This is a genomic window from Mycobacterium sp. PO1 (assembly GCF_017312405.1).
Classification (GTDB): domain Bacteria; phylum Actinomycetota; class Actinomycetes; order Mycobacteriales; family Mycobacteriaceae; genus Mycobacterium.
In genome coordinates, this window is sequence record NZ_BLTG01000047.1 from 44008 (window position 1) to 63085 (window position 19078).

At 67.6% G+C, this 19078-nt stretch carries 18 protein-coding genes and 1 pseudogene; 14 read left to right on the forward strand and 5 right to left on the reverse strand.

Features of this window, described 5'->3' with window-relative positions; all coding sequences use genetic code 11:
• Positions 1 to 160: 160 nt before the first annotated feature.
• Genes pdxS through pdxT form a run of 3 tightly spaced genes read left to right on the forward strand, consistent with a single transcriptional unit; the run spans position 161 to position 2457 of the window.
• Positions 161 to 1009: a pyridoxal 5'-phosphate synthase lyase subunit PdxS gene (gene pdxS, locus J3476_RS17175; protein ID WP_235682624.1), complete on the forward strand. Its 849-nt coding sequence runs from the start codon at positions 161 to 163 to the stop codon at positions 1007 to 1009.
• A 9-nt stretch (positions 1010 to 1018) separates the two neighbouring features.
• On the forward strand, positions 1019 to 1867 hold the full coding sequence (gene tesB / locus J3476_RS17180) for an acyl-CoA thioesterase II (RefSeq protein ID WP_207067613.1): 849 nt from the start codon (positions 1019 to 1021) through the stop codon (positions 1865 to 1867).
• Positions 1864 to 2457 carry a pyridoxal 5'-phosphate synthase glutaminase subunit PdxT gene (gene pdxT, locus J3476_RS17185; protein WP_152516921.1) on the forward strand — a complete coding sequence of 198 codons (594 nt, stop codon included), beginning with the start codon at positions 1864 to 1866 and terminating at the stop codon, positions 2455 to 2457. The genes tesB and pdxT overlap by 4 nt, the downstream gene beginning before the upstream one ends.
• A gap of 7 nt (positions 2458 to 2464) precedes the next feature.
• On the opposite strand, the gene J3476_RS17190 is transcribed toward pdxT, so the two are convergent.
• Both J3476_RS17190 and J3476_RS17195 read right to left on the reverse strand, forming a co-directional pair.
• Positions 2465 to 3676 carry an acyl-CoA dehydrogenase family protein gene (locus tag J3476_RS17190; protein ID WP_207067614.1) on the reverse strand — a complete coding sequence of 404 codons (1212 nt, stop codon included), beginning with the start codon at positions 3674 to 3676 and terminating at the stop codon, positions 2465 to 2467.
• A gap of 47 nt (positions 3677 to 3723) precedes the next feature.
• Positions 3724 to 4284 (reverse strand): TetR/AcrR family transcriptional regulator, encoded by a 561-nt coding sequence (locus J3476_RS17195; RefSeq protein ID WP_286183258.1) that lies wholly within the window; start codon positions 4282 to 4284, stop codon positions 3724 to 3726.
• A 231-nt stretch (positions 4285 to 4515) separates the two neighbouring features.
• On the opposite strand from J3476_RS17195, the gene J3476_RS17200 reads away from it, so the two are divergent.
• The 8 genes from J3476_RS17200 to J3476_RS17235 all read left to right on the forward strand — a co-directional run bounded on the left by J3476_RS17200 (position 4516) and on the right by J3476_RS17235 (position 10848).
• Positions 4516 to 5727, forward strand: a complete 1212-nt coding sequence (locus J3476_RS17200) for a cytochrome P450 (RefSeq protein ID WP_207067632.1) — start codon at positions 4516 to 4518, stop codon at positions 5725 to 5727.
• Positions 5724 to 5927 (forward strand): ferredoxin, encoded by a 204-nt coding sequence (locus tag J3476_RS17205; protein WP_207067615.1) that lies wholly within the window; start codon positions 5724 to 5726, stop codon positions 5925 to 5927. The genes J3476_RS17200 and J3476_RS17205 overlap by 4 nt, the downstream gene beginning before the upstream one ends.
• Positions 5918 to 6772: an SDR family NAD(P)-dependent oxidoreductase gene (locus J3476_RS17210; RefSeq protein ID WP_207067616.1), complete on the forward strand. Its 855-nt coding sequence runs from the start codon at positions 5918 to 5920 to the stop codon at positions 6770 to 6772. Before J3476_RS17205 ends, J3476_RS17210 begins: the two co-directional genes overlap by 10 nt.
• 203 nt (positions 6773 to 6975) lie before the next feature.
• Positions 6976 to 7731 carry a YebC/PmpR family DNA-binding transcriptional regulator gene (locus tag J3476_RS17215; RefSeq protein WP_207067617.1) on the forward strand — a complete coding sequence of 252 codons (756 nt, stop codon included), beginning with the start codon at positions 6976 to 6978 and terminating at the stop codon, positions 7729 to 7731.
• A gap of 90 nt (positions 7732 to 7821) precedes the next feature.
• Entirely contained in the window at positions 7822 to 8379 is a 558-nt protein-coding gene (gene ruvC, locus J3476_RS17220; RefSeq protein WP_207067618.1) for a crossover junction endodeoxyribonuclease RuvC, read from the forward strand.
• Complete coding sequence (gene ruvA, locus J3476_RS17225; RefSeq protein ID WP_207067619.1) at positions 8376 to 8963, forward strand: Holliday junction branch migration protein RuvA; 588 nt, start codon at positions 8376 to 8378, stop codon at positions 8961 to 8963. Before ruvC ends, ruvA begins: the two co-directional genes overlap by 4 nt.
• A 1-nt stretch (position 8964) precedes the next feature.
• On the forward strand, positions 8965 to 10038 hold the full coding sequence (ruvB, locus tag J3476_RS17230) for a Holliday junction branch migration DNA helicase RuvB (protein ID WP_207067620.1): 1074 nt from the start codon (positions 8965 to 8967) through the stop codon (positions 10036 to 10038).
• A 96-nt stretch (positions 10039 to 10134) separates the two neighbouring features.
• Positions 10135 to 10848 carry a hypothetical protein gene (locus tag J3476_RS17235; protein WP_286183261.1) on the forward strand — a complete coding sequence of 238 codons (714 nt, stop codon included), beginning with the start codon at positions 10135 to 10137 and terminating at the stop codon, positions 10846 to 10848.
• Here J3476_RS17235 and car read toward each other — a convergent pair.
• Entirely contained in the window at positions 10837 to 14343 is a 3507-nt protein-coding gene (gene car, locus J3476_RS17240) for a carboxylic acid reductase (protein ID WP_207067621.1), read from the reverse strand. The two genes, J3476_RS17235 and car, sit on opposite strands and share 12 nt — an antisense overlap.
• A 238-nt stretch (positions 14344 to 14581) precedes the next feature.
• On the opposite strand from car, the gene J3476_RS17245 reads away from it, so the two are divergent.
• The gene (locus J3476_RS17245) at positions 14582 to 14962 is read left to right on the forward strand and encodes a hypothetical protein (RefSeq protein ID WP_207067622.1); all 381 of its coding nucleotides are present in this window, start codon (positions 14582 to 14584) and stop codon (positions 14960 to 14962) included.
• On the opposite strand, the gene J3476_RS17250 is transcribed toward J3476_RS17245, so the two are convergent.
• Positions 14950 to 16383: an aminobutyraldehyde dehydrogenase gene (locus J3476_RS17250; RefSeq protein WP_207067623.1), complete on the reverse strand. Its 1434-nt coding sequence runs from the start codon at positions 16381 to 16383 to the stop codon at positions 14950 to 14952. The genes J3476_RS17245 and J3476_RS17250 overlap by 13 nt on opposite strands.
• Positions 16384 to 16418: 35 nt before the next feature.
• Positions 16419 to 17759 carry a 4-aminobutyrate--2-oxoglutarate transaminase gene (gene gabT / locus J3476_RS17255; RefSeq protein WP_207067624.1) on the reverse strand — a complete coding sequence of 447 codons (1341 nt, stop codon included), beginning with the start codon at positions 17757 to 17759 and terminating at the stop codon, positions 16419 to 16421.
• 365 nt (positions 17760 to 18124) lie between these two features.
• Between gabT and yajC the strand changes: the two genes are divergently transcribed.
• Positions 18125 to 18490 (forward strand): preprotein translocase subunit YajC, encoded by a 366-nt coding sequence (gene yajC / locus J3476_RS17260; protein ID WP_207067625.1) that lies wholly within the window; start codon positions 18125 to 18127, stop codon positions 18488 to 18490.
• A 71-nt stretch (positions 18491 to 18561) separates the two neighbouring features.
• Positions 18562 to 19078, forward strand: a pseudogene (locus J3476_RS17265) (protein translocase subunit SecD); the annotation flags it as partial.

The window sequence follows — 19078 nt, forward strand, 5'->3', positions numbered from 1 at the left end:
TACGCGCGGATCGAATGCATTTGCCGCCGCATCTAGACTGGATCGGTAGCGATTTAAGGAGATAGGTGTGGAATCCCAACTGTCGGGTGAAGGGCCGGGGACGTTCCCCTCGCAGGCCGAGGGCCCGTCCGCTCGGGGGACCGCGCGGGTGAAGCGCGGTATGGCCGAGATGCTCAAGGGCGGCGTGATCATGGACGTGGTCACCCCTGAACAGGCGCGGATCGCCGAGGGAGCCGGAGCGGTCGCCGTCATGGCTCTCGAGCGGGTGCCTGCCGACATCCGGGCCCAGGGCGGGGTGTCGCGGATGAGCGACCCCGACATGATCGAGGGCATCATCGACGCGGTCACCATCCCGGTGATGGCCAAGGCGCGCATCGGGCATTTCGTGGAGGCCCAGATCCTGCAGAGCCTCGGGGTCGACTACGTCGACGAGTCCGAGGTGCTGACCCCCGCCGACTACGCCCATCACATCGACAAGTGGAAGTTCACCGTGCCGTTCGTGTGTGGTGCCACCAACCTCGGCGAGGCGCTGCGGCGCATCACCGAGGGTGCCGCGATGATCCGCTCCAAGGGCGAGGCCGGAACCGGCGATGTCTCGAACGCCACCACCCACATGCGCAAGATCGGTGGCGAGATCCGCCGGCTGACGTCGCTGTCGGAAGACGAGCTGTACGTGGCCGCCAAGGAGCTGCAGGCGCCGTTCGAGCTGGTCGCCGAGGTGGCGCGGGCCGGCAAGCTCCCGGTGACGCTGTTCACCGCCGGCGGCATCGCCACCCCCGCCGACGCGGCGATGATGATGCAGCTCGGCGCCGAAGGAGTGTTCGTCGGCTCCGGCATCTTCAAAGCCGGCAACCCGGCCGAACGGGCCGCCGCCATCGTCAAGGCGACCACCTTCTACGACGACCCCGACGTGCTGGCCAAGGTGTCGCGCGGGCTGGGGGAGGCCATGGTCGGCATCAACGTCGACGACATCCCGCAGCCGCACCGCCTGGCCGAACGCGGCTGGTAGCGCCACCTGATGGCGATCGAGGAGATCCTCGACCTCGAGCAACTCGAAGTCAACATCTACCGCGGCGGGGTCTTCAGCCCCGAATCCGGCTTTCTGCAGCGCACCTTCGGTGGTCATGTGGCGGGCCAGTCGCTGGTGTCGGCGGTGCGCACCGTGGACCCGAAGTTCCAGGTGCACTCGCTGCACGGCTACTTTTTGCGCCCCGGGGACGCCCGAGCGCCGTCGGTGTACCTGGTGGAGCGTCTGCGCGACGGGGGATCGTTTGCGACCCGCAGGGTCAACGCGATCCAGCACGGCGAGACCATCTTCTCGATGTCGGCGTCGTTCCAGACCGACCAGAGCGGCATCGAGCATCAGGACGCGATGCCGTCGGCCCCGCCGCCCGACGACATCCCCGACTTCAAGGCCGCAAGCAGGGTCTTCGACGACGCCAGCTTCCGGCAGTTCGACGAATGGGACGTCCGGATCGTGCCGCGCGATCAACTGGAGCTGCGCGAGGGCATGGCTTCCCAGCAGCAGGTCTGGTTCCGCCACCGCGACCCGCTGCCCGACGATCATGTGCTGCACATCTGCGCACTGGCCTACATGAGCGATCTCACGCTGCTGGGCTCGGCCCAGGTCAACCACGTCGAGGAACGCAAGCATCTGATGGTCGCCTCGCTCGATCATGCGATGTGGTTCATGCGTGCGTTCCGCGCCGACGAGTGGCTGCTGTACGACCAGTCGTCGCCGTCGGCCTGCGGCGGGCGCTCGCTGACCCAGGGCAAGATCTTCAACCGGTACGGCGACATGGTCGCCGCCGTCATGCAAGAGGGGCTCACCCGGTACTCCCGCGACTTCACCCCGGGCCGGCCGTGAGCGCACGCATCGGTGTGCTCGCGTTGCAGGGCGACACCCGCGAGCACCTGGCCGCGCTGGGCGCCGCCGGGGCCGAACCGCTGACCGTGCGGCGCCGCGCCGAGCTCGATTCCGTTGACGCGCTGGTCATTCCGGGCGGTGAGTCGACGACGATGAGTCACCTGCTGCGTGAGTTCGACCTGCTCGAGCCGCTGCGCGCGCGGCTGGCCGACGGGATGCCCGCCTACGGTTCGTGCGCCGGGATGATCCTGCTGGCTTCGGAGATCCTCGACGCGGGCGCCGCGGGCCGGGAGGCGACGCCGCTGAAGGCGATCGATATGACGGTGCGCCGCAACGCGTTCGGCCGGCAGGTGGACTCGTTCGAAGAGGACCTCGAGTTCGGGGGCCTCGATTCCGGTGTGCACGCGGTGTTCATCCGCGCGCCGTGGGCCGAGCGGGTCGGCCCGGGTGTGGAGGTGTTGGCCAGCGCGGCCGGACACGCGGTGGCGGTGCGGCAGGGCCGCACGCTGGCGACCGCGTTCCACCCCGAGATGACCGGCGACCGCCGGGTACACGCCCTGTTCGTCGAGATGGTCGAGGGGCGCGCTTAGGCCGGCGTCACCGGATGGGCAGGCCGGTGATGGCCCGGCCCATCACCAGTCGCTGGATCTCGCTGGTGCCCTCGAAGATCGTGAAGATCTTCGCGTCGCGGTGCATCCGCTCGACGGGGTATTCGCGGGTGTAGCCGTTGCCGCCGAGAATCTGGATCGCCTCGTCGGTGACGTACACGGCGGTCTCGCTGGCCACCAGCTTGGCCATCGACCCCTCGGCGGAGGTGAACTCCTTGCCGTTGCGGGCCATCCAGCCGGCGCGGTAGACCAGCAGCCGGGCGGCGTCGATGCGCGCCTTCATGTCGGCCAGCTTGAACGCGACGGCCTGGAACTCACCGATCTTGCGGCCGAACTGCTCACGCTCGCAGGCGTAGTCACGCGCATACTCGTAGGCCGCGCGAGCCACGCCGACGGCCATCGCGCCGACCGTCGGGCGGGTGCGTTCGAACGTCGCCATCGCGGCCTGGCCGGCGGCCCGCTTGCCTTCGCGGACCTTGGCGATGCGCGCGTCGAACTTCTCCTTGCCGCCGACGATGAGCCGGCCGGGAATCCGCACGTCCTCGAGGACCACCTCGGCGGTGTGCGAGGCGCGGATACCGTGCTTGAGGAACTTCTGTCCCTGGCTCAGCCCCGGCGTGTCCGGCGGGATGATGAACGACGCCTGTCCGCGCGTGCCCAACTCGGGATACACCGAGGCGACCACGACATGGACGTTGGCGATCCCGCCGTTGGTGGCCCAGGTCTTGGTGCCGTTGAGCACCCACTCGTCGGTTGCCTCGTCGTAACGGGCGCGGGTGAGGATCGACCCGACATCGGAGCCGGCATTGGGTTCCGAGGAACAGAACGCCGCGACCTTCGGATCGTCGACGGTGCCGAACATCTGCGGCACCCACTCGCCGACCTGTTCGGGGGTGCCCGTGGCGGCGACGGAGGCGGCGGCCAGTCCGGTGCCCAGGATCGCCAGCGCGATACCGGCGTCACCCCAGAACATCTCCTCGAACGCCACGATCATGCCGAGCCCGCTGGGCTCGGCGGTCTGCTCGGCGAAGAACTCCATCGAGTAGAGGCCGACCTTGGCGGCCTCCTGGATGATCGGCCACGGCGTCTGCTCGCGCTCGTCCCACTCGGCGGCGGCCGGACGAATGACGTCGGCGGCGAACTCATGGACCCACTTCTGCACGTCGACCAGGTCGGAGGACAACTCCAGGGAGAACGTCATGGATGTGACCTTACTTTGGAGTAAGTTCAGCGGCCAGTGCGTGTGGCTCACTTAACATCGTGGCCGCGCAGACCCAGTGTGCGCCGCCCAGCGCTGATCAGGTGCTCCAGCATCTGCTCGTCCGTGCCTGCATAGTCGAGTCCGACGGCAGACGAGATGCCGGACATCACGATGGCCGCCCCGACCTCACCCGCCATCCCGGACTGAGCGCCGGCGAGCAACTGCATCTGCCGGGCCACGATCGCGGCCCAGTCCTGTCGGGACCGGAGCACCTCGCCGACGGCAGCGTCACCCGTGAGCACCGGGATGAGCGTCCGGTTGGCCACCGCCAGAGCGACGAACCCGCGCAGCATGGCGTCCGCTTGGGCGCGGGCGCCGCGCTGGGTGCTCGCTTCGTCGACCAGCTCCCGCAGTTTCGCGATGAGTGGCTCCAACACAGCTTCCAGGAGCTCCTCGCGCGTGCGGAAGTGGTAGTAGATCGCTGACTTCGTGATTCCGAGCTCGTCGGAGATCATCTGCAGCGATGTGCCCGCGATGCTGTGGCTCCGGAACAGCTCGGTGGCAACGTCGAGGAGCCTCTGGCGCGTGGTGATGGCCGAATCGCTCACACCGCAGCCCGGAATGTAGCACTGCTAACAAAGCGATCACCTTCGACCATTCGTACAGTTTACGACTGTACGATCGGCAAGTAGCTGACTTTACGATTGGTCAGTTTCCGGGGACCGCACTCTGCGTCTCCGGACAGTTCTTCCGAGGAGCGCATCGTGACCAACCGCGCGTCGTCCGTTGCCGACGTCGACTTCTTCCACGATTCGGCCCTGGTCGCCGATCCGTACCCGATGCTCGCCCGCATGCGCACGGAGAGTCCGGTGCTTCGGGAACCGACCCAGGGCGTGCTGGTGGTCACCGGGTACGACGAGGTCTTGGCCGTGGTCGGGGACCACGAGTCGTTTTCCTCCTGCAATACGGTCACCGGACCGTTCCCGGGCTTCCCGGTTTCGCTGGAGGGTCGGGGTGGTCCAGCGGTGAGCGAACTGATCGATAGACACCGAACCGAACTGCCCTTCAGTGACCAGTTGCCGTCGTTCGACCCGCCGACTCACACCGCCCACCGGTCATTGCTGGCCCGGCTCATCACGCCCAAGCGTCTGAAGGAGAACGAAGAGTTCGTCTGGCGGCTCGCCGACCAGGTGCTGGCGCCCCATGTGGCCGGTGGCGGCGGTGAGTTCATCACCGATGTGGGCAATCCCGTTGCGCTGCTTGTCATTGCAGACCTGCTGGGGGTGCCCGAAGAGGACCGCGCCGAACTCACCGCGGTGCTGACCGGTGAGATATCGCTGGGTAGCACTGCCGGTGTGGAGATGGACCATGCCCCGTTGACATACCTCTACGATCGGTTCTCCGATTACATCGCCGACCGCCGCGTAGCGCCCGGTGCTGACGTCATGAGCGAGATGGCGGCAGCCCGGTTCCCGGACGGGTCGATCCCCGAGGTCATCGACGTCGTGCGCGTGGCGGCGAATCTGTTCTCGGCCGGGCAGGAGACCACCGTCCGATTGCTGTCCTCGGCGGTGAAAATTCTGGCCGAGGATGCCGACCTGCAGAATCGTCTGCGGCGTGAGCCCGAGTTGATCCCCAACTTCATCGAGGAGGCGCTGCGTTTCGAGAGCCCGATCCGCGGCGACTTCCGGTTGGCCCGCGCCGATACGACGATAGGCGGGGTCGACATCCCGGCCGGCGCCACCGTCATGGTTCATTACGGGGCCGCGAACCGGGACCCCCGCCAGTTCGAGAATCCAGACACCTTCGATGTCAACCGGCCGAATTCGCGACGGCACATCGCCTTTGGCAGGGGCATCCACAGCTGCCTGGGCGCGCCGCTGGCACGGACCGAGGCGCGGATCCTCCTTCAGCGCCTGCTGGCGAGTAGCCGGGAGATTCGCATCGACGAGGCTCACCACGGTGAGGTCGATGGCCGTCGTTTCGACTACGTGCCCACGTACATCCTGCGTGGACTGACCGAGCTGCATCTCACGGTGGTCGGCGCATGAAGGTGTACATCGACGATGACTCGTGCCGGGGGCACGGCGTGTGCGCCGCGGTGTGCCCGGACATCTTCACCCTGACCCAGCACGGCTACGCCGAAGCCGTTGAGACCGAGGTGCCGCGAGCACTGCACGATCGCGTCGCCGAAGCCGTCCATGCCTGCCCCGAACAGGCTGTACACACGAAAGAGGACACATGTCTGTAGATTTTGCGAACCCGCAGCGGAGCGCCTTCGACCTCACCGGGAAAGTGGTGGTCATCGTCGGCGGCGGACAGATGCCGGGCGACAAGATCGGCAACGGCCGCGCGACGGCCCTCGTGGCCGCACGGCACGGCGCAGAGGTGGTAGCCGCCGATGTGAACATGGCCGCAGCGCAGGAAACCGTCGACATGGTGCTGGCCGAGGGTGGAACGGCCTACGCCGTGCACGCCGACGTGGCGGAGAAGGACGATTGCGAGCACATCTTCGATGTCGTCATGCAACGCAGCGGCCGAGTCGACGGCATGGTCTACAGCGTCGCGATCAATCCGCCGTTCGACCGCGAACGCAACGAGATGTCCCTGGAGAACTTCAACAAGGGCATCGACGTCAACATGCTGGGTTGCTTCTACTGCAATCTGTTCGCCGCGCAATGCATGGAGAAGAACGAGGGTTCCAGCACCGGCAGCATCGTCAACTTCTCCTCGATCGCGAGCCTGAAGAACGAAGTCGGCCTGAACATCGGGATCATGCCCTACGCCCTCGGCAAGTGCGGGCTGAACTACATCACCGAATTGACCGCGGCACAGTATGCCGATGTCGGCGTCCGCGCCAATACATTGATGTTGGGACCGATCGATTCCACCCTCGGAAACCACGACTCACAGAATTTGTTCGGGCTGACCGCCGATGAGGTCGATGCCGTCTACAACGAAGTCCTCAGGCTGAAGATGGGGCGCGCCAGCAGCTGGGAGACCGCTTACGCAGCGCTCTATCTGCTCGCCGATGAGTCTCGATTCATGACCGGTCAGCAGATCCGGTTCGACGGCGGTGCGACCCTGGTGCGTTGAGCCGCCACCCCGCCGGTGACCGGCAGGACCAGCCGCGAGAAGGAGCGCGCGGTGTTCCGATCGACGCAGATCTGCGTCAGATCCCGACTTCTCCGACTGCGCCCGTGTCGCGGCCACCGCTAGGCGCCCCGAGTCCGCTTTCGCATACCCGCCTACCCGTAGACTTGTCAGTCGACGTTTCACCGGAAAGAGGATGTACCTGCATGAGCGGCCATTCCAAGTGGGCCACCACCAAGCACAAGAAGGCCGTCATCGACGCCCGCCGCGGCAAGATGTTCGCGAAGTTGATCAAGAACATCGAGGTCGCCGCCCGCGTCGGCGGCGGTGACCCGGCCGGTAATCCGACGCTCTACGACGCTATCCAGAAGGCCAAGAAGAGCTCGGTGCCCAACGACAACATCGAACGTGCCCGTAAGCGCGGCAGCGGCGAGGAGGCCGGCGGCGCGGACTGGCAGAACATCACCTACGAGGGCTACGGACCCAGCGGGGTGGCCGTGCTCGTCGAGTGTCTGACCGACAACAAGAACCGGGCGGCCGGTGAGGTCCGGGTCGCGATGACCCGCAACGGCGGCAACATGGCCGACCCCGGTTCGGTGTCCTATCTGTTCTCCCGCAAGGGCATCATCACGCTGGAGAAGAACGGCCTGTCCGAAGACGACGTTCTGGCCGCGGTCCTGGAGGCCGGCGCCGAGGAGATCAACGATCTCGGCGAGAGCTTCGAGATCATCTCAGAGCCAACCGATCTGGTCGCCGTGCGCACCGCGTTGCAGGAGGCGGGCATCGACTACGAATCGGCAGACGCGAGTTTCCAGCCCTCGGTGACGGTCCCGGTCGACCTCGACGCCGCCCGCAAGGTGCTCAAACTCGTCGACGCGCTGGAAGACAGCGACGACGTCCAGGACGTCTACACGAACATCGACATCCCCGACGACGTCGCCGCGGCCCTCGAGGAGGACTGAGCCCGCCTCGGCTCACCGCGTGTCCCTACCCCGCATCGTCGGGGTCGACGGCTAGGCTCTCGAACAAATGTTCTCCGTGAGGATGCTGTCGTGCGAGTGATGGGTGTCGACCCCGGGTTGACGCGATGCGGCTTGTCCATGATCCAGAGTGGGCAGGGTCGCCAGGTGATCGCCCTCGACGTCGACGTCGTGCGCACCCCCGCCGAACAGCCGCTCCACAAGCGTCTGCTGACGATCTCCGACACCGTCGAGCACTGGATGGACACCCATCTGCCCGATGTGGTCGCCATCGAGCGGGTGTTCTCCAACCAGAACGCCAACACCGCGATGGGCACCGCCCAGGCGGGTGGGGTCATCGCCCTGGCCGCGGCGCGTCGCGACATCGATGTGCACTTCCACACCCCAAGTGAGGTCAAGGCCGCCGTCACCGGCAACGGGCGTGCGGGCAAATCGCAGGTCACCGAGATGGTCACCCGAATCCTCGCGCTGCAGCAGAAACCGACGCCGGCCGACGCGGCGGACGCGCTCGCGCTGGCGATCTGCCACTGCTGGCGCGCGCCGATGATCGCGCGCATGGCGGCCGCCGAGGCGATGGCCGCCGAGCAGCGCCGCAAGTACCAGGCCCGGCTCAAGGCGGTCCGCACATGATCGCCGCCGTGCGCGGGGAGGTGCTCGACATCGCTCTCGATCACGTCGTGATCGAGGCCGCCGGTGTGGGCTACAAGGTGATGGCCACGCCGGCGACGCTGGCGACGCTGCGCCGCGGATCCGAGGCCCGGCTCATCACCGCGATGATCGTGCGCGAAGACTCGATGACGCTGTACGGGTTCGCCGACTCCGACGCCCGCGACCTGTTCCTGACCCTGCTCGGGGTGTCAGGTATCGGGCCGAGCATCGCGCTCGGTGCGCTGGCGATGTACGACGGCGCGAGTCTGCGCCAGGCCATCGGTGACGGGGACGTCACCGCACTGACCAGAATCCCGAAGGTGGGCAAGAAGACCGCCGAACTGCTCGTGCTGACGTTGCGGGACAAGGTCGGGGTCGCGGTGTCCTCGAGCGTCGCGTCCGCGGGTGGTTTCACCGTGCGCGGGCCGGTGGTCGAAGCGCTCATCGGGCTGGGTTTCGCGCAGAAGCAGGCCGAGGAAGCCACCGACAAGGTGCTCGCCGACGATCCGGACGCCAACCAGTCGGTGGCGTTGCGCGCGGCGCTGTCCATGCTGGGCAAGAAGTGACATGGGTCGTTTCTCGTCCGGCGCCGAGGAGCCCGAAGATGCCGACGACCGGGAGGTCACGCCCGCTCTGACAGTGGGCGAAGGCGACATCGACGCCAGCTTGCGGCCCCGCTCCCTCGGCGAGTTCATCGGTCAGCCACGGGTCCGTGAGCAGCTGCAGCTGGTGCTCGAGGGCGCCAAGAATCGCGGCGGCACCCCCGACCACATCCTGCTGTCCGGTCCGCCCGGGCTGGGCAAGACCTCGCTGGCGATGATCATCGCCGCCGAACTCGGCTCGTCGCTGCGGGTCACGTCGGGCCCGGCCCTCGAACGCGCCGGGGATCTGGCCGCGATGCTGTCGAATCTCGTCGAACACGACGTGTTGTTCATCGACGAGATCCATCGCATCGCCCGGCCGGCCGAGGAGATGCTGTACCTGGCGATGGAGGACTTCCGCGTCGACGTGGTGGTCGGCAAAGGGCCGGGCGCCACCTCGATCCCGCTGGAGGTGGCACCGTTCACGCTGGTCGGGGCCACCACCAGATCCGGCGCTCTCACCGGCCCACTGCGGGACCGCTTCGGTTTCACCGCGCACATGGACTTCTACGAGCCCGCCGAGCTGGAGCGGGTGCTGGCCCGGTCGGCGGGCATCCTCGGGATCGAGCTGGGTGCCGAGGCCGCCGCCGAGATCGCCCGCCGCTCCCGCGGCACCCCGCGCATCGCCAACCGGCTCCTGCGCCGCGTCCGCGACTACGCCGAGGTGCGCGCCGACGGCGTCATCACCCGCGACATCGCCAAGTACGCGCTCGAGGTCTACGACGTCGACGAGCTCGGCCTCGACCGTCTCGATCGGGCGGTGCTGACGGCGCTCACCCGCAGCTTCGGCGGCGGACCGGTCGGGGTGTCCACGCTCGCGGTGGCGGTGGGGGAGGAAGCCACCACCGTCGAGGAGGTGTGCGAACCGTTCCTGGTGCGGGCGGGCATGATCGCGCGGACCCCCCGGGGGCGGGTGGCCACGGCGCTGGCCTGGACGCACTTGGGTCTGACGCCGCCGAGCGGAGCCGTGGGGCTGGGCCAGGGCGGGCTGTTCGACTAGCTGGGCTCGTCACCGGGCGCGGCGAAACTGGTTGCCGCCCGAGGTTATGCCGAAGCCGGCACGGGTATCCGCTGGGCATATCCGAGGAGGAGAATCATGGCTGACACCACCACCCGCAGTCGCGGCGGCGCGCTGCACATTCCCCGCAGTCGCGGTGCCGCCAGCGGGCTTCTGGTCATCGTTCTGGGTCTGTGGGGCGCGCTGGTGCCCTTTGTCGGGCCCTACTTCAATTTCGCCTTCAGCCCCGATCAGGCGTGGACCTGGACGGCGGGACGTGGCTGGCTGGAGGTGCTGCCCGGCGTCGTCGCCGTCGTCGGCGGCTTCCTGATGCTGACCTCACGCAACCGCGCCACCGCCATGCTCGGCACGTGGATGGCGATCATCGCCGGGGCGTGGTTCGTGGTCGGACGTGCGTTGGCCGGCCCGCTGGGACTCGGTGAGGTCGGTGTTCCGGTGGCCTCCACCGAGGCCCAGCGGGTGTGGTTGGAGCTGACCTACTTCTACGGTCTCGGCGCGGTCATCGTGTTCCTGGGTGCGCTGGCGTTGGGACGGCTGTCGGTGCGCAGTGCACGCGACATCGCTTACGCCGAGACCCGGGCACACGCCTTGGCCGACCGTGACGCCGTAACCGACCGCGACGCCGTGGCCGACCGCGACACCGTGGCCGACCGTGACGCCGTGGCCGACCGCGACGCCGAGGTCACCACGCACCACGACGCGGCTGTCGCTCACAAGCCGTCGGCGCGGGAGCGGCTGTCGTCGCTGTTCGGTCGCCGGGGCCGGCATGACGACCACAAGCTAGCGGTCTAGCAGGCCGAGCAGCCGCAGATCGCTGACGTACTTGGCGATGATGCCGCGCGTGATGTGCGGGATGTCCTTGTCGGGACCGATCTTGGCTTCCTGCACGGCCGCCCGGAATCGGTCGGTGGGCGCCACCGACCCGCGCAGGGGCGTCTCGGGCCGTTGATAGTTGTGCAACAACGGCAGCAGAGAACCCTGGCGCTGGCGTTCCGGCAGCGCGCGCATCGCGGTCTCGAAGCGTGTCAGCCACGTGTGGTACTCGCCGACGCGGCGCACCGGCACGCCGGATTCGATGATCCAGTCGACGAACTCGTCGAGTCCGATGCCATCGTCGTACGGGTTCATCACGTGGTAGGTCTCGAAGGCCGGGCCGGTGAGCGGGCCGAGGGTCGAGATCGCCTCGGCGATGAACTCCACTGGCAGACCGTCGTAGTGGGCGCGTTGCCTGCGGCCGTCGGCGTCGAGTTCGTAAAAGGAGTCCGGGGCGATGCCGGTGGCCACCAGGCTCAGGATCAGCCGGGTGAACATGTCGGGCAGGTTCAACTGACCGGCGTAGCTGGTGTCGGCGAGAATCATGTCGCAGCGGAACACCGAGACAGGCAGTCCGAAGGCCTCATTGGCCTCGCGTAGCAGCACCTCACCTGCCCATTTGCTGTTCGAGTAACCGTTGGCGTATCCGGTCGCGGGGTCGTCGTCGACCGCGCGCGTCGCGCTGATCTGCCGGATGTCGCCGTCCTCGGTGAACCGGCCCGGCTCGATCCCGGCGGCCACGCCGATGGTCGAGGTGTAGACGAACGGCTTGAGCTTGCTGGTGAGAGCGAGCTTGATCAGCTCGGCCGTGCCGACGACGTTGGGGCCGAACAACTCCCGATACGGCAGCACGTGATTGACCAACGCCGCCGGGTCGACGATGAGGTCCACGGTGTCGGCCAGGCGCTGCCACGTCGACGCGTCCAGTCCGAGGTCGGGGTCGCCCTTGTCGCCGGCGAGCACCTCGAGGTGGCCGTCGGCCATCTCGAGGTAGTGCGCCAGCAGGTCGGGATCCCCGCTGTCGAAGGTCCGGTCGAGCCGGTCGCGGGCTGCGACGTCGTCTCGGCCGCGAACCAGACAGATCACGGTGCCGCCCACCAGCTGCATCCGTTGCAGCCAGTCCAACGCCAGGTAACGGCCGAGGAACCCGGTGGCACCGGTGAGCAGCACCGTGCGGACCTGCGCGCTCGGGCCGGGCAGCGCCGACGCGGCGGCCAGCGTCTGAGCATCGATGAACCTGTCCAGCGTGAGGTCGCGGGCGTGTGCCTGTGCTGCGCCCGCGCCGTGCACCGAGGCGAAGGTGGGCCGGCTGGCGCCCGGCTCCCGCACGGCCTCGATGTACCCGGCGAGCGCGGCGAGATCGTTGGCGGGGCTGACGATCACCGATACCGGAACCTCGACGTCGAAGACGTCGGCCAGCAGATTGGCGAACGTCAGTGCCGACAGGGAGTCACCCCCGAGGTCGGTGAAGTGGGCATCGGGGGCGATGTCGGTCGACGTCGCGCCCAGCAGCGCTGCCGCGGCCCGAACGATCGTGTCCTGCACCGGGCCCTGGCTGCCATCGCGCCGCAGCGACTGCAACTCGTCGGACTGCTCGGCCGCCAGCTCGGAGTACAGCGTCTCGAGTTGGTCGCCGTACCGCTCTTTCAACTTCGGCCGGGCCAGCTTGCGGATACCGGTGAGCATCCCGTTCTCGGTGGTCCACGGCGTCGTCTCGATCAGGAAGTCCCGAGGTATCTCGAACGATTGCAAGCCGCCGGTCCGTGCGACCTCGTGAAGCGATTGTGCGACAGCTGATTTCGGATCCGAAGTGGCCAAGGCTTCTTCGGTCGGCACGACCACCGCGAGCAGATACGGGCGGGCACTGTTGCCGTAGAGATAGATCTGGCGGATCAGCGGGCTGTCGGCGAAACTGGCTTCCAGCGCCGACACGGCGACGAACTCGCCCTGGGAGAGCTTTACGACGTTGTTGCGCCGGTCGAGATAGACCAGGTGGTCGGGTCCGACCTCGGCGACGATGTCTCCGGTGCGGTAGTAGCCGTCGGCGTCGAACATCGCCGCGGTCACCTCCGGCCGTCGGTAGTACCCGGGAATCAGTGTCTCGGACTTGACCAGCAATTCCCCGCGGGGATGCGGGCGGTCGGTGTGGAAGTAGCCGAGTTCGGGCACGTCGAGCAGTGTGTAGTCCGACACCGGTGGCCGCTGGACCTGTCCGTCGACGAACACCGCGCCCGCTTCGGTGGACCCGTAGCCGTCGACGAGGTGGATGCCGAGCAGCTCCTCGGCGAACGCGGTCATCTCGGGTGACAGGGGAGCGGACCCGGTCATCGCGGTCACGTAACGACCGCCGAGCACTTCGGTGCGCATCTGCGCGAACACGGCGGCGGTGTCGTCGTCGGCTCGTTTGCCCAGGATCGTGTCGAACTCGTTTCTGATCGTGTCCCAGATTCGTGGCACGAACGACAACTGAGTGGGACGGACCAGCGCGAGGTCCTCGAGGAAGGTCGAAAGATCGCTGCGCGCAGAGAAATACGCGGTCCCGCCCGCGCCCAGGGTGCCGTAGAGCAGGCCGCGGCCCATCATGTGGCTCATCGGCAGGAAGTTCAGGGTGATCGATGGCGCGGAGCTGTGATCGCCCCAGTTCGCGCGGAAGGACTGCCGCCAGGCGCCGGCTGCCAACCGCTCGGGATACATGGCTCCCTTCGGTGCGCCCGTACTTCCCGAGGTGTAGATGAGCAGGGCGAGTGGGTTGTCGTCGGTCGCGAGGGTGGGGGTACGGGGCGGCAGTTCGGCGCCCCGTTCGACGAGTTCACCGATTGTCGTGAGGTCAACGGCGGTGCCGCTGTGCCGACGCAGGGTGTTTCGCGCGGTGGCCACTGCTTCGCGGTGGTCGTCGAGTTCGGGGAGCGTGTCGAAGACGACGACCCGCGAGACGGTGGGAGTGGTGAGGGCCAGTTCGACGGCGTCGGCCAGATGTTCGACGGCGGAGGCGATGAGTACGGGTTCGGTCTCGGCGACGATCGGTGCCAGCGCAGAGAGCGCTGCGCTGGTCTGCAGTGGGACCGAAACAGCGCCGATCGACGCCAGCGCCATGTCGATGGTCGTGTAGTCCACGCTGGTGAAGCCCAACAGCGCCACCCGGTCGCCCGGGGCGACGTCGTCGAGCGCCGCAGCCAGAGCGCCGATGCGCCGGGACAGTTCACCGTAGGTGACGGTGTCGAAGTGGGGCAGCAGTCTCGCAGCGGTCCGCCCGCTCTGCGGGTCAGTGGTGAATTCGACGGCGCGTTGACCCAGTGCCGGTCGCTCGGCGTAGCCCTCGAGCACGGTCGCGATGATGTCGGGCAGTCGCATGTCGGGTCGATCCAGGGCCGACGAGACCGCCTCGTCGGGCATCGCGGCGGCGAATTGCGGATCGGTGGAGCGCAATTGGGCGATGCGGTCAACGATCTGCGGTTCAGGGTCGTGGTGTGTCATCAACCATCCTCGAAGCGAATCTGGGACATCGGGGGCGCGTCGTTGCGTCTGCCAAAAACTACGTTAGTAAAACTAAATGTATTCCAGCCGGGTGCCCCCGGGGGCTGTCAATCTGCTGTGCATCGCGGATCGCCGGATCGCACTCAGCGTCGTCGCGCCGGTTGTGCTGCCGTCCCGCGGGGTAGTCTTGTGTAGATCAACTAATTAATGTGATCTGACTCACGGAAGGAGAGCGGCGATGGGCGGGCAGTCGCGGTCCCGGCGAGTGGCGCAGCTGGTCGAGGCACGCTCGAGCGGCGCCGGTTGCGACGACGCAGCCGCCGTCGTCCTCGGGCCGCAGCGATGCGCGCTCTACGCCGCTCTCGGCGTCCCGCAGCGCGACTGGTGGCCGTTGGCGCGCTGGGCCGACCTGGCGGCCACCGGTGAGGTCCGCGCCGCCCTGCAGGCCTACGCCGACGTGCTGGTGGCCGACCGCTGCCGGTTGCCGGGCGACGATGTGGTCTCCGACCTCATCGCGTACGACGCCGACGGTGACGCGCTCACCGCCGACGAGATCCGTGACATCGTCGCAGCACTTCTCGCCGCCGACGCGTCGGCGATGTTCGATCAGCCGGTGTAGGCCATCACATGCTTGATGCGGGTGTAGTCCTCGAGCCCGTACATGGACAGATCCTTGCCGTGTCCGGACGATTTGAAGCCGCCGTGCGGCATCTCGGCGACCAGTGGGATGTGCGTGTTGATCCACACGCAGCCGAAGTCCAGCGCATTGGACACCCGGATGGCCCGTGACACGTCCTTCGTCCACACCGACGAGGCGAGGCCGAATTCGACGCCGTTCGACCAGGCGATCGCCTCGTCTTCGTCGCCGAACGACTGGACCGTGATGACCGGGCCGAAGATCTCCTGCTGGATCATCCGGTCGTCCTGGCGCAGCCCCCCGACGACGGTCGGCTCGACGTAGAAGCCCTTGTCGCCCTGTCGGTTACCGCCGACGGCCACCGTCGCATGGGCCGGGACGTCCTCGAAGAAGGACAGCACGCGCTCCATCTGGTTGACGTTGTTGACCGGGGGAACCCAGGCGTCCTCGTCGTCGGCGGGCCGGCCGAACGTCGTCGTCGCACCCTTGGCCTGCTCGGCAAGGGCTGCGGTCAGGTCAGCGGCGATCGACCCCGAGGCCAACACCCGCGTCGCGGCCGTGCAGTCCTGGCCGGCGTTGAAATAGGCTGCGGTGGCGATGCCCTCTGCGGCCGCGGCGATGTCGGCGTCGTCGAAGACGACGACCGGTGCCTTGCCTCCCAATTCCAGGTGCGTGCGTTTCAGGTTGCCCCCGGCGCTGACCGCGACGGCCTTGCCCGCAGCCACCGAACCGGTGATCGCCACCATCTCCGGTGTCGGGTGCGCCACCAGATTGGACCCGGTGACGCGATCGCCGGTCACGACGTTGAGCACCCCGCCCGGCACGTGCTTGGCCATGAGTTCGGCCAGCATCACCGTCGTCACCGGGGTGGTGTCACTGGGCTTGATGACCACCGTGTTACCGGCCGCGAGCGCCGGGCAGATCTTCCAGATGGCCATCATCATCGGGTAGTTCCACGGCGCGACCTGTCCGATCACGCCGACGGGTTCGCGGCGGATCCAGGACGTGTGGTCGGCCATGTACTCGCCGGCCGACTTTCCCTCGAGCACCCGCGCCGCCCCGGCGAAGAACCGGATCTGATCGACCATGGCCGGGATCTCCTCGGCCATGGTCACGTGGTTGGGCTTGCCGCAGTTGCGGCCTTCGGCGGCGACCAGGTCCTCGGCGGCCTTCTCCACGTCGTCGGCGAAGTCCAGCAGGGCCTTCTGCCGCTGGCCGGGGGTGGTCTTCTTCCAGTCCTTGAACGCCTTGGCGGCCGCGGCGTAGGCGGTGTCGATGTCCTGCTCGTTGGACACCGGTGCGGTGCCGTACTGCTCGCCGGTGCTGGGGTCGATCAGCGGCATCGTGGCACCGCTCGACGAGTCGACCCGCTGGCCGTCGATGAAGTTCTGAACCGTGGTCATGGATGTCTCCCTAATCGTTGGGCGGTCGCGGCGTTCTACAGGTCGCGCAGAATCAGTTCGAGGACGTCGAGCGCCTCGCGCAGGAGTTCGTCGCTGATGCTCAGCGGCGGCAGGAACCTCAGCACGTTGCCGAACGTGCCGCACGACAGGACGATCACCCCGGCCTGGTGGGCGGCGGCGCACAGCGCGCGGGTCAGCTCCGCATCGGGCTCGGTGGTGCCTGCCTTGACCAGCTCGACCGCGATCATCGCCCCGCGTCCGCGCACGTCTCCGATGCGATCGTCCTCGGCCTGCAGACGGAACAGCGTGTCCTTCATCAAGGACTCGATCTGGGCCGCGCGTGCGACCAGGCCATCGGCCTCGATGGTCTCGATGGTGGCCAACGCGGCCGCGCAGGCCACCGGATTACCGCCATAGGTGCCGCCCAGTCCGCTGACGTGCGGGGCGTCCATGATCTCGGCGCGTCCGGTCACCGCCGACAGCGGCATCCCGTCGGCGATGCCCTTCGCGGTCACGATCAGATCCGGGACGATCCCCTCGTGCTCGCAGGCGAACATCGCCCCGGTGCGCGCGAAGCCGGTCTGCACCTCGTCGGCGATGAACACCACGTCGTTGGCGCGGCACCAGGCCAACAGTGTGGGCAGGAAGCCCTCGGCAGGGACGATGAACCCGCCCTCGCCCTGGATCGGCTCGATGACGACCGCGGCCAGGTTCGCCGCGCCGACCTGCTTGTCGATCACGGTGATCGCCCGGCGCGCGGCCAACTCACCGTCGGTGGCCAGTTCCTTGCCGAACTCGGCGTCGCGGAACGGGTAGGACAGCGGAGCCCGGTAGACCTCGGGTGCGAAGGGGCCGAAACCGTGTTTGTAGGGCATCGACTTGGCGGTCAGCGCCATCGTGAGGTTGGTGCGCCCGTGGTAGGCGTGGTCGAACGCCACCACCGCCTGTTTGCCGGTGTAGCTGCGGGCGATCTTGACGGCGTTCTCGACGGCTTCGGAGCCGGAGTTGAACAGCGCGGAGCGTTTCTCATCACTTCCCGGTGTGAGCTGGTTGAGGGCTTCGGCGACCGCGACGTAACCCTCGTAGGGCGTGACCATGAAACAGGTGTGGGTGAAGTTCGCGGCTTGCTCGCCGACGGCCGCCACGACCCGGGGGGAGGCGTTGCCGATCGTGGTGACGGCGATTCCGGAGCCCAGGTCGATGAGCCGGTTGCCGTCGACGTCCTCGACGATGCCGCCGAACGCCCTCGCCGCATACACAGGCATGGTGGTGCCCACGCCGCGGGAGACCGCTGCGTTCTTGCGGGCGATCAGCTCCGAGGACCGGGGACCCGGGATGGCGGTGGCGAGATGCCGACTCTGCTCCACGGTGCTCACTGGTGACCTCCCTGATGTTCCGCTGCAGAAAGTGCAAAGACCTCGACGACCGCCGCGCTGGCTAGAGCCTAGCCGCTGGATGCACTGATCCGTCGCGAACCCTGCCAGCTTATGACGAGATCAGATGTGTTGCGCGCTGAGCGCGACTGATTCCGTCGCCTTCGGCCGTTGTCAGCGCGCGGGCTGCCGGAACAGCCCGCCGACGCTCGACGGGCGCGGACACCCCGAGACGCGGGGCGCGGGCGCCTCCAGGTGGCGAGCGGCCCCGTCCGCGGTACCCGGGGGCGAAATGCGTGGTCGCTCGCAATGGCACACTGGTCATCGAATTCGCACCCGAATGCCTCGATACGAAAGACTGTCTCCTCATGGATCTGCTCGTCTTCCTGCCCCTGCTCATCATCATGGGCGCGTTCATGTTCTTCGCGTCGCGGCGTCAGAAGAAGGCGATGCAGGCCACCATCGACCTGCACAACTCGCTGCAGGTCGGCGACCGCATCCACACCACGTCGGGCCTGCAGGGCACGATCACCGGCATCGGTGAGGACTATGTGGACCTCGAGATCGCCCCGGGCGTCGTCACCACCTGGATGAAGCTGGCCGTGCGCGACCGCATCACCGACGACGACACCGACGCCGAGGACGAGTACGACGAGCTCGAGGACTCCGGTGACGAGCTGGGCGCCCAGTCGTCGGGCACCGAGATCTCGGATCGGCCCCACACCAAAGAGTGACGACGAGGGTCACAGAACAAGCACGTACCCTTTGCGGTGCTGACGAACTGATCTCGAGGAGACCCTGAAACGTGGCATCGTCTTCGACGCCGGTGCACCCTGCGCGCTACCTGGTCCTGTTCCTGGTATTGCTCATCGGTGCCTACCTGTTGGTGTTCCTGACCGGGGACAAAGAGCCCGATCCCAAGCTCGGCATCGACCTGCAGGGCGGCACCCGGGTGACGCTGACCGCGCGCACGCCGGACGGCAGCGCGCCCACCCGCGAATCGCTCAACCAGGCCCAGCAGATCATCAGTGCTCGCGTCGACGGTCTGGGCGTGTCGGGGTCCGAGGTCATCATCGACGGACAGAACCTGGTGATCACCGTGCCGGGCAACGACGGCAGCGAAGCCCGCAGCCTCGGGCAGACGGCGCGTCTGTACATCCGGCCCGTCATCCACGCGATTCCCGCCGAGGGGGCCGTGCCGCCGGGTGAAGAGGAGGGTCCGGCGGGACTGCCGCAGGGCTCGTTGCCGGGCCTGCCGCAGGGTCTGCCCGGCATGCCGCCCGGACAACCCGCCCCGCCCGCCGGGGCGCCTGGTGCGGCAC

Bases quoted from the DNA above. Each gene is read 5' to 3' on its own strand.
- pdxS (WP_235682624.1), top strand. From the start codon at position 161: ATGGCCGAGATGCTCAAGGGCGGCGTGATCATGGACGTGGTCACCCCT.
- tesB (WP_207067613.1), top strand. From the start codon at position 1,019: ATGGCGATCGAGGAGATCCTCGACCTCGAGCAACTCGAAGTCAACATC.
- J3476_RS17190 (WP_207067614.1), bottom strand. From the start codon at position 3,676: ATGACGTTCTCCCTGGAGTTGTCCTCCGACCTGGTCGACGTGCAGAAG.
- J3476_RS17200 (WP_207067632.1), top strand. From the start codon at position 4,516: ATGCTCGCCCGCATGCGCACGGAGAGTCCGGTGCTTCGGGAACCGACC.
- J3476_RS17205 (WP_207067615.1), top strand. From the start codon at position 5,724: ATGAAGGTGTACATCGACGATGACTCGTGCCGGGGGCACGGCGTGTGC.
- J3476_RS17210 (WP_207067616.1), top strand. From the start codon at position 5,918: ATGTCTGTAGATTTTGCGAACCCGCAGCGGAGCGCCTTCGACCTCACC.
- J3476_RS17215 (WP_207067617.1), top strand. From the start codon at position 6,976: ATGAGCGGCCATTCCAAGTGGGCCACCACCAAGCACAAGAAGGCCGTC.
- ruvA (WP_207067619.1), top strand. From the start codon at position 8,376: ATGATCGCCGCCGTGCGCGGGGAGGTGCTCGACATCGCTCTCGATCAC.
- ruvB (WP_207067620.1), top strand. From the start codon at position 8,965: ATGGGTCGTTTCTCGTCCGGCGCCGAGGAGCCCGAAGATGCCGACGAC.
- J3476_RS17235 (WP_286183261.1), top strand. From the start codon at position 10,135: ATGGCTGACACCACCACCCGCAGTCGCGGCGGCGCGCTGCACATTCCC.
- car (WP_207067621.1), bottom strand. From the start codon at position 14,343: ATGACACACCACGACCCTGAACCGCAGATCGTTGACCGCATCGCCCAA.
- J3476_RS17245 (WP_207067622.1), top strand. From the start codon at position 14,582: ATGGGCGGGCAGTCGCGGTCCCGGCGAGTGGCGCAGCTGGTCGAGGCA.
- J3476_RS17250 (WP_207067623.1), bottom strand. From the start codon at position 16,383: ATGACCACGGTTCAGAACTTCATCGACGGCCAGCGGGTCGACTCGTCG.
- yajC (WP_207067625.1), top strand. From the start codon at position 18,125: ATGGATCTGCTCGTCTTCCTGCCCCTGCTCATCATCATGGGCGCGTTC.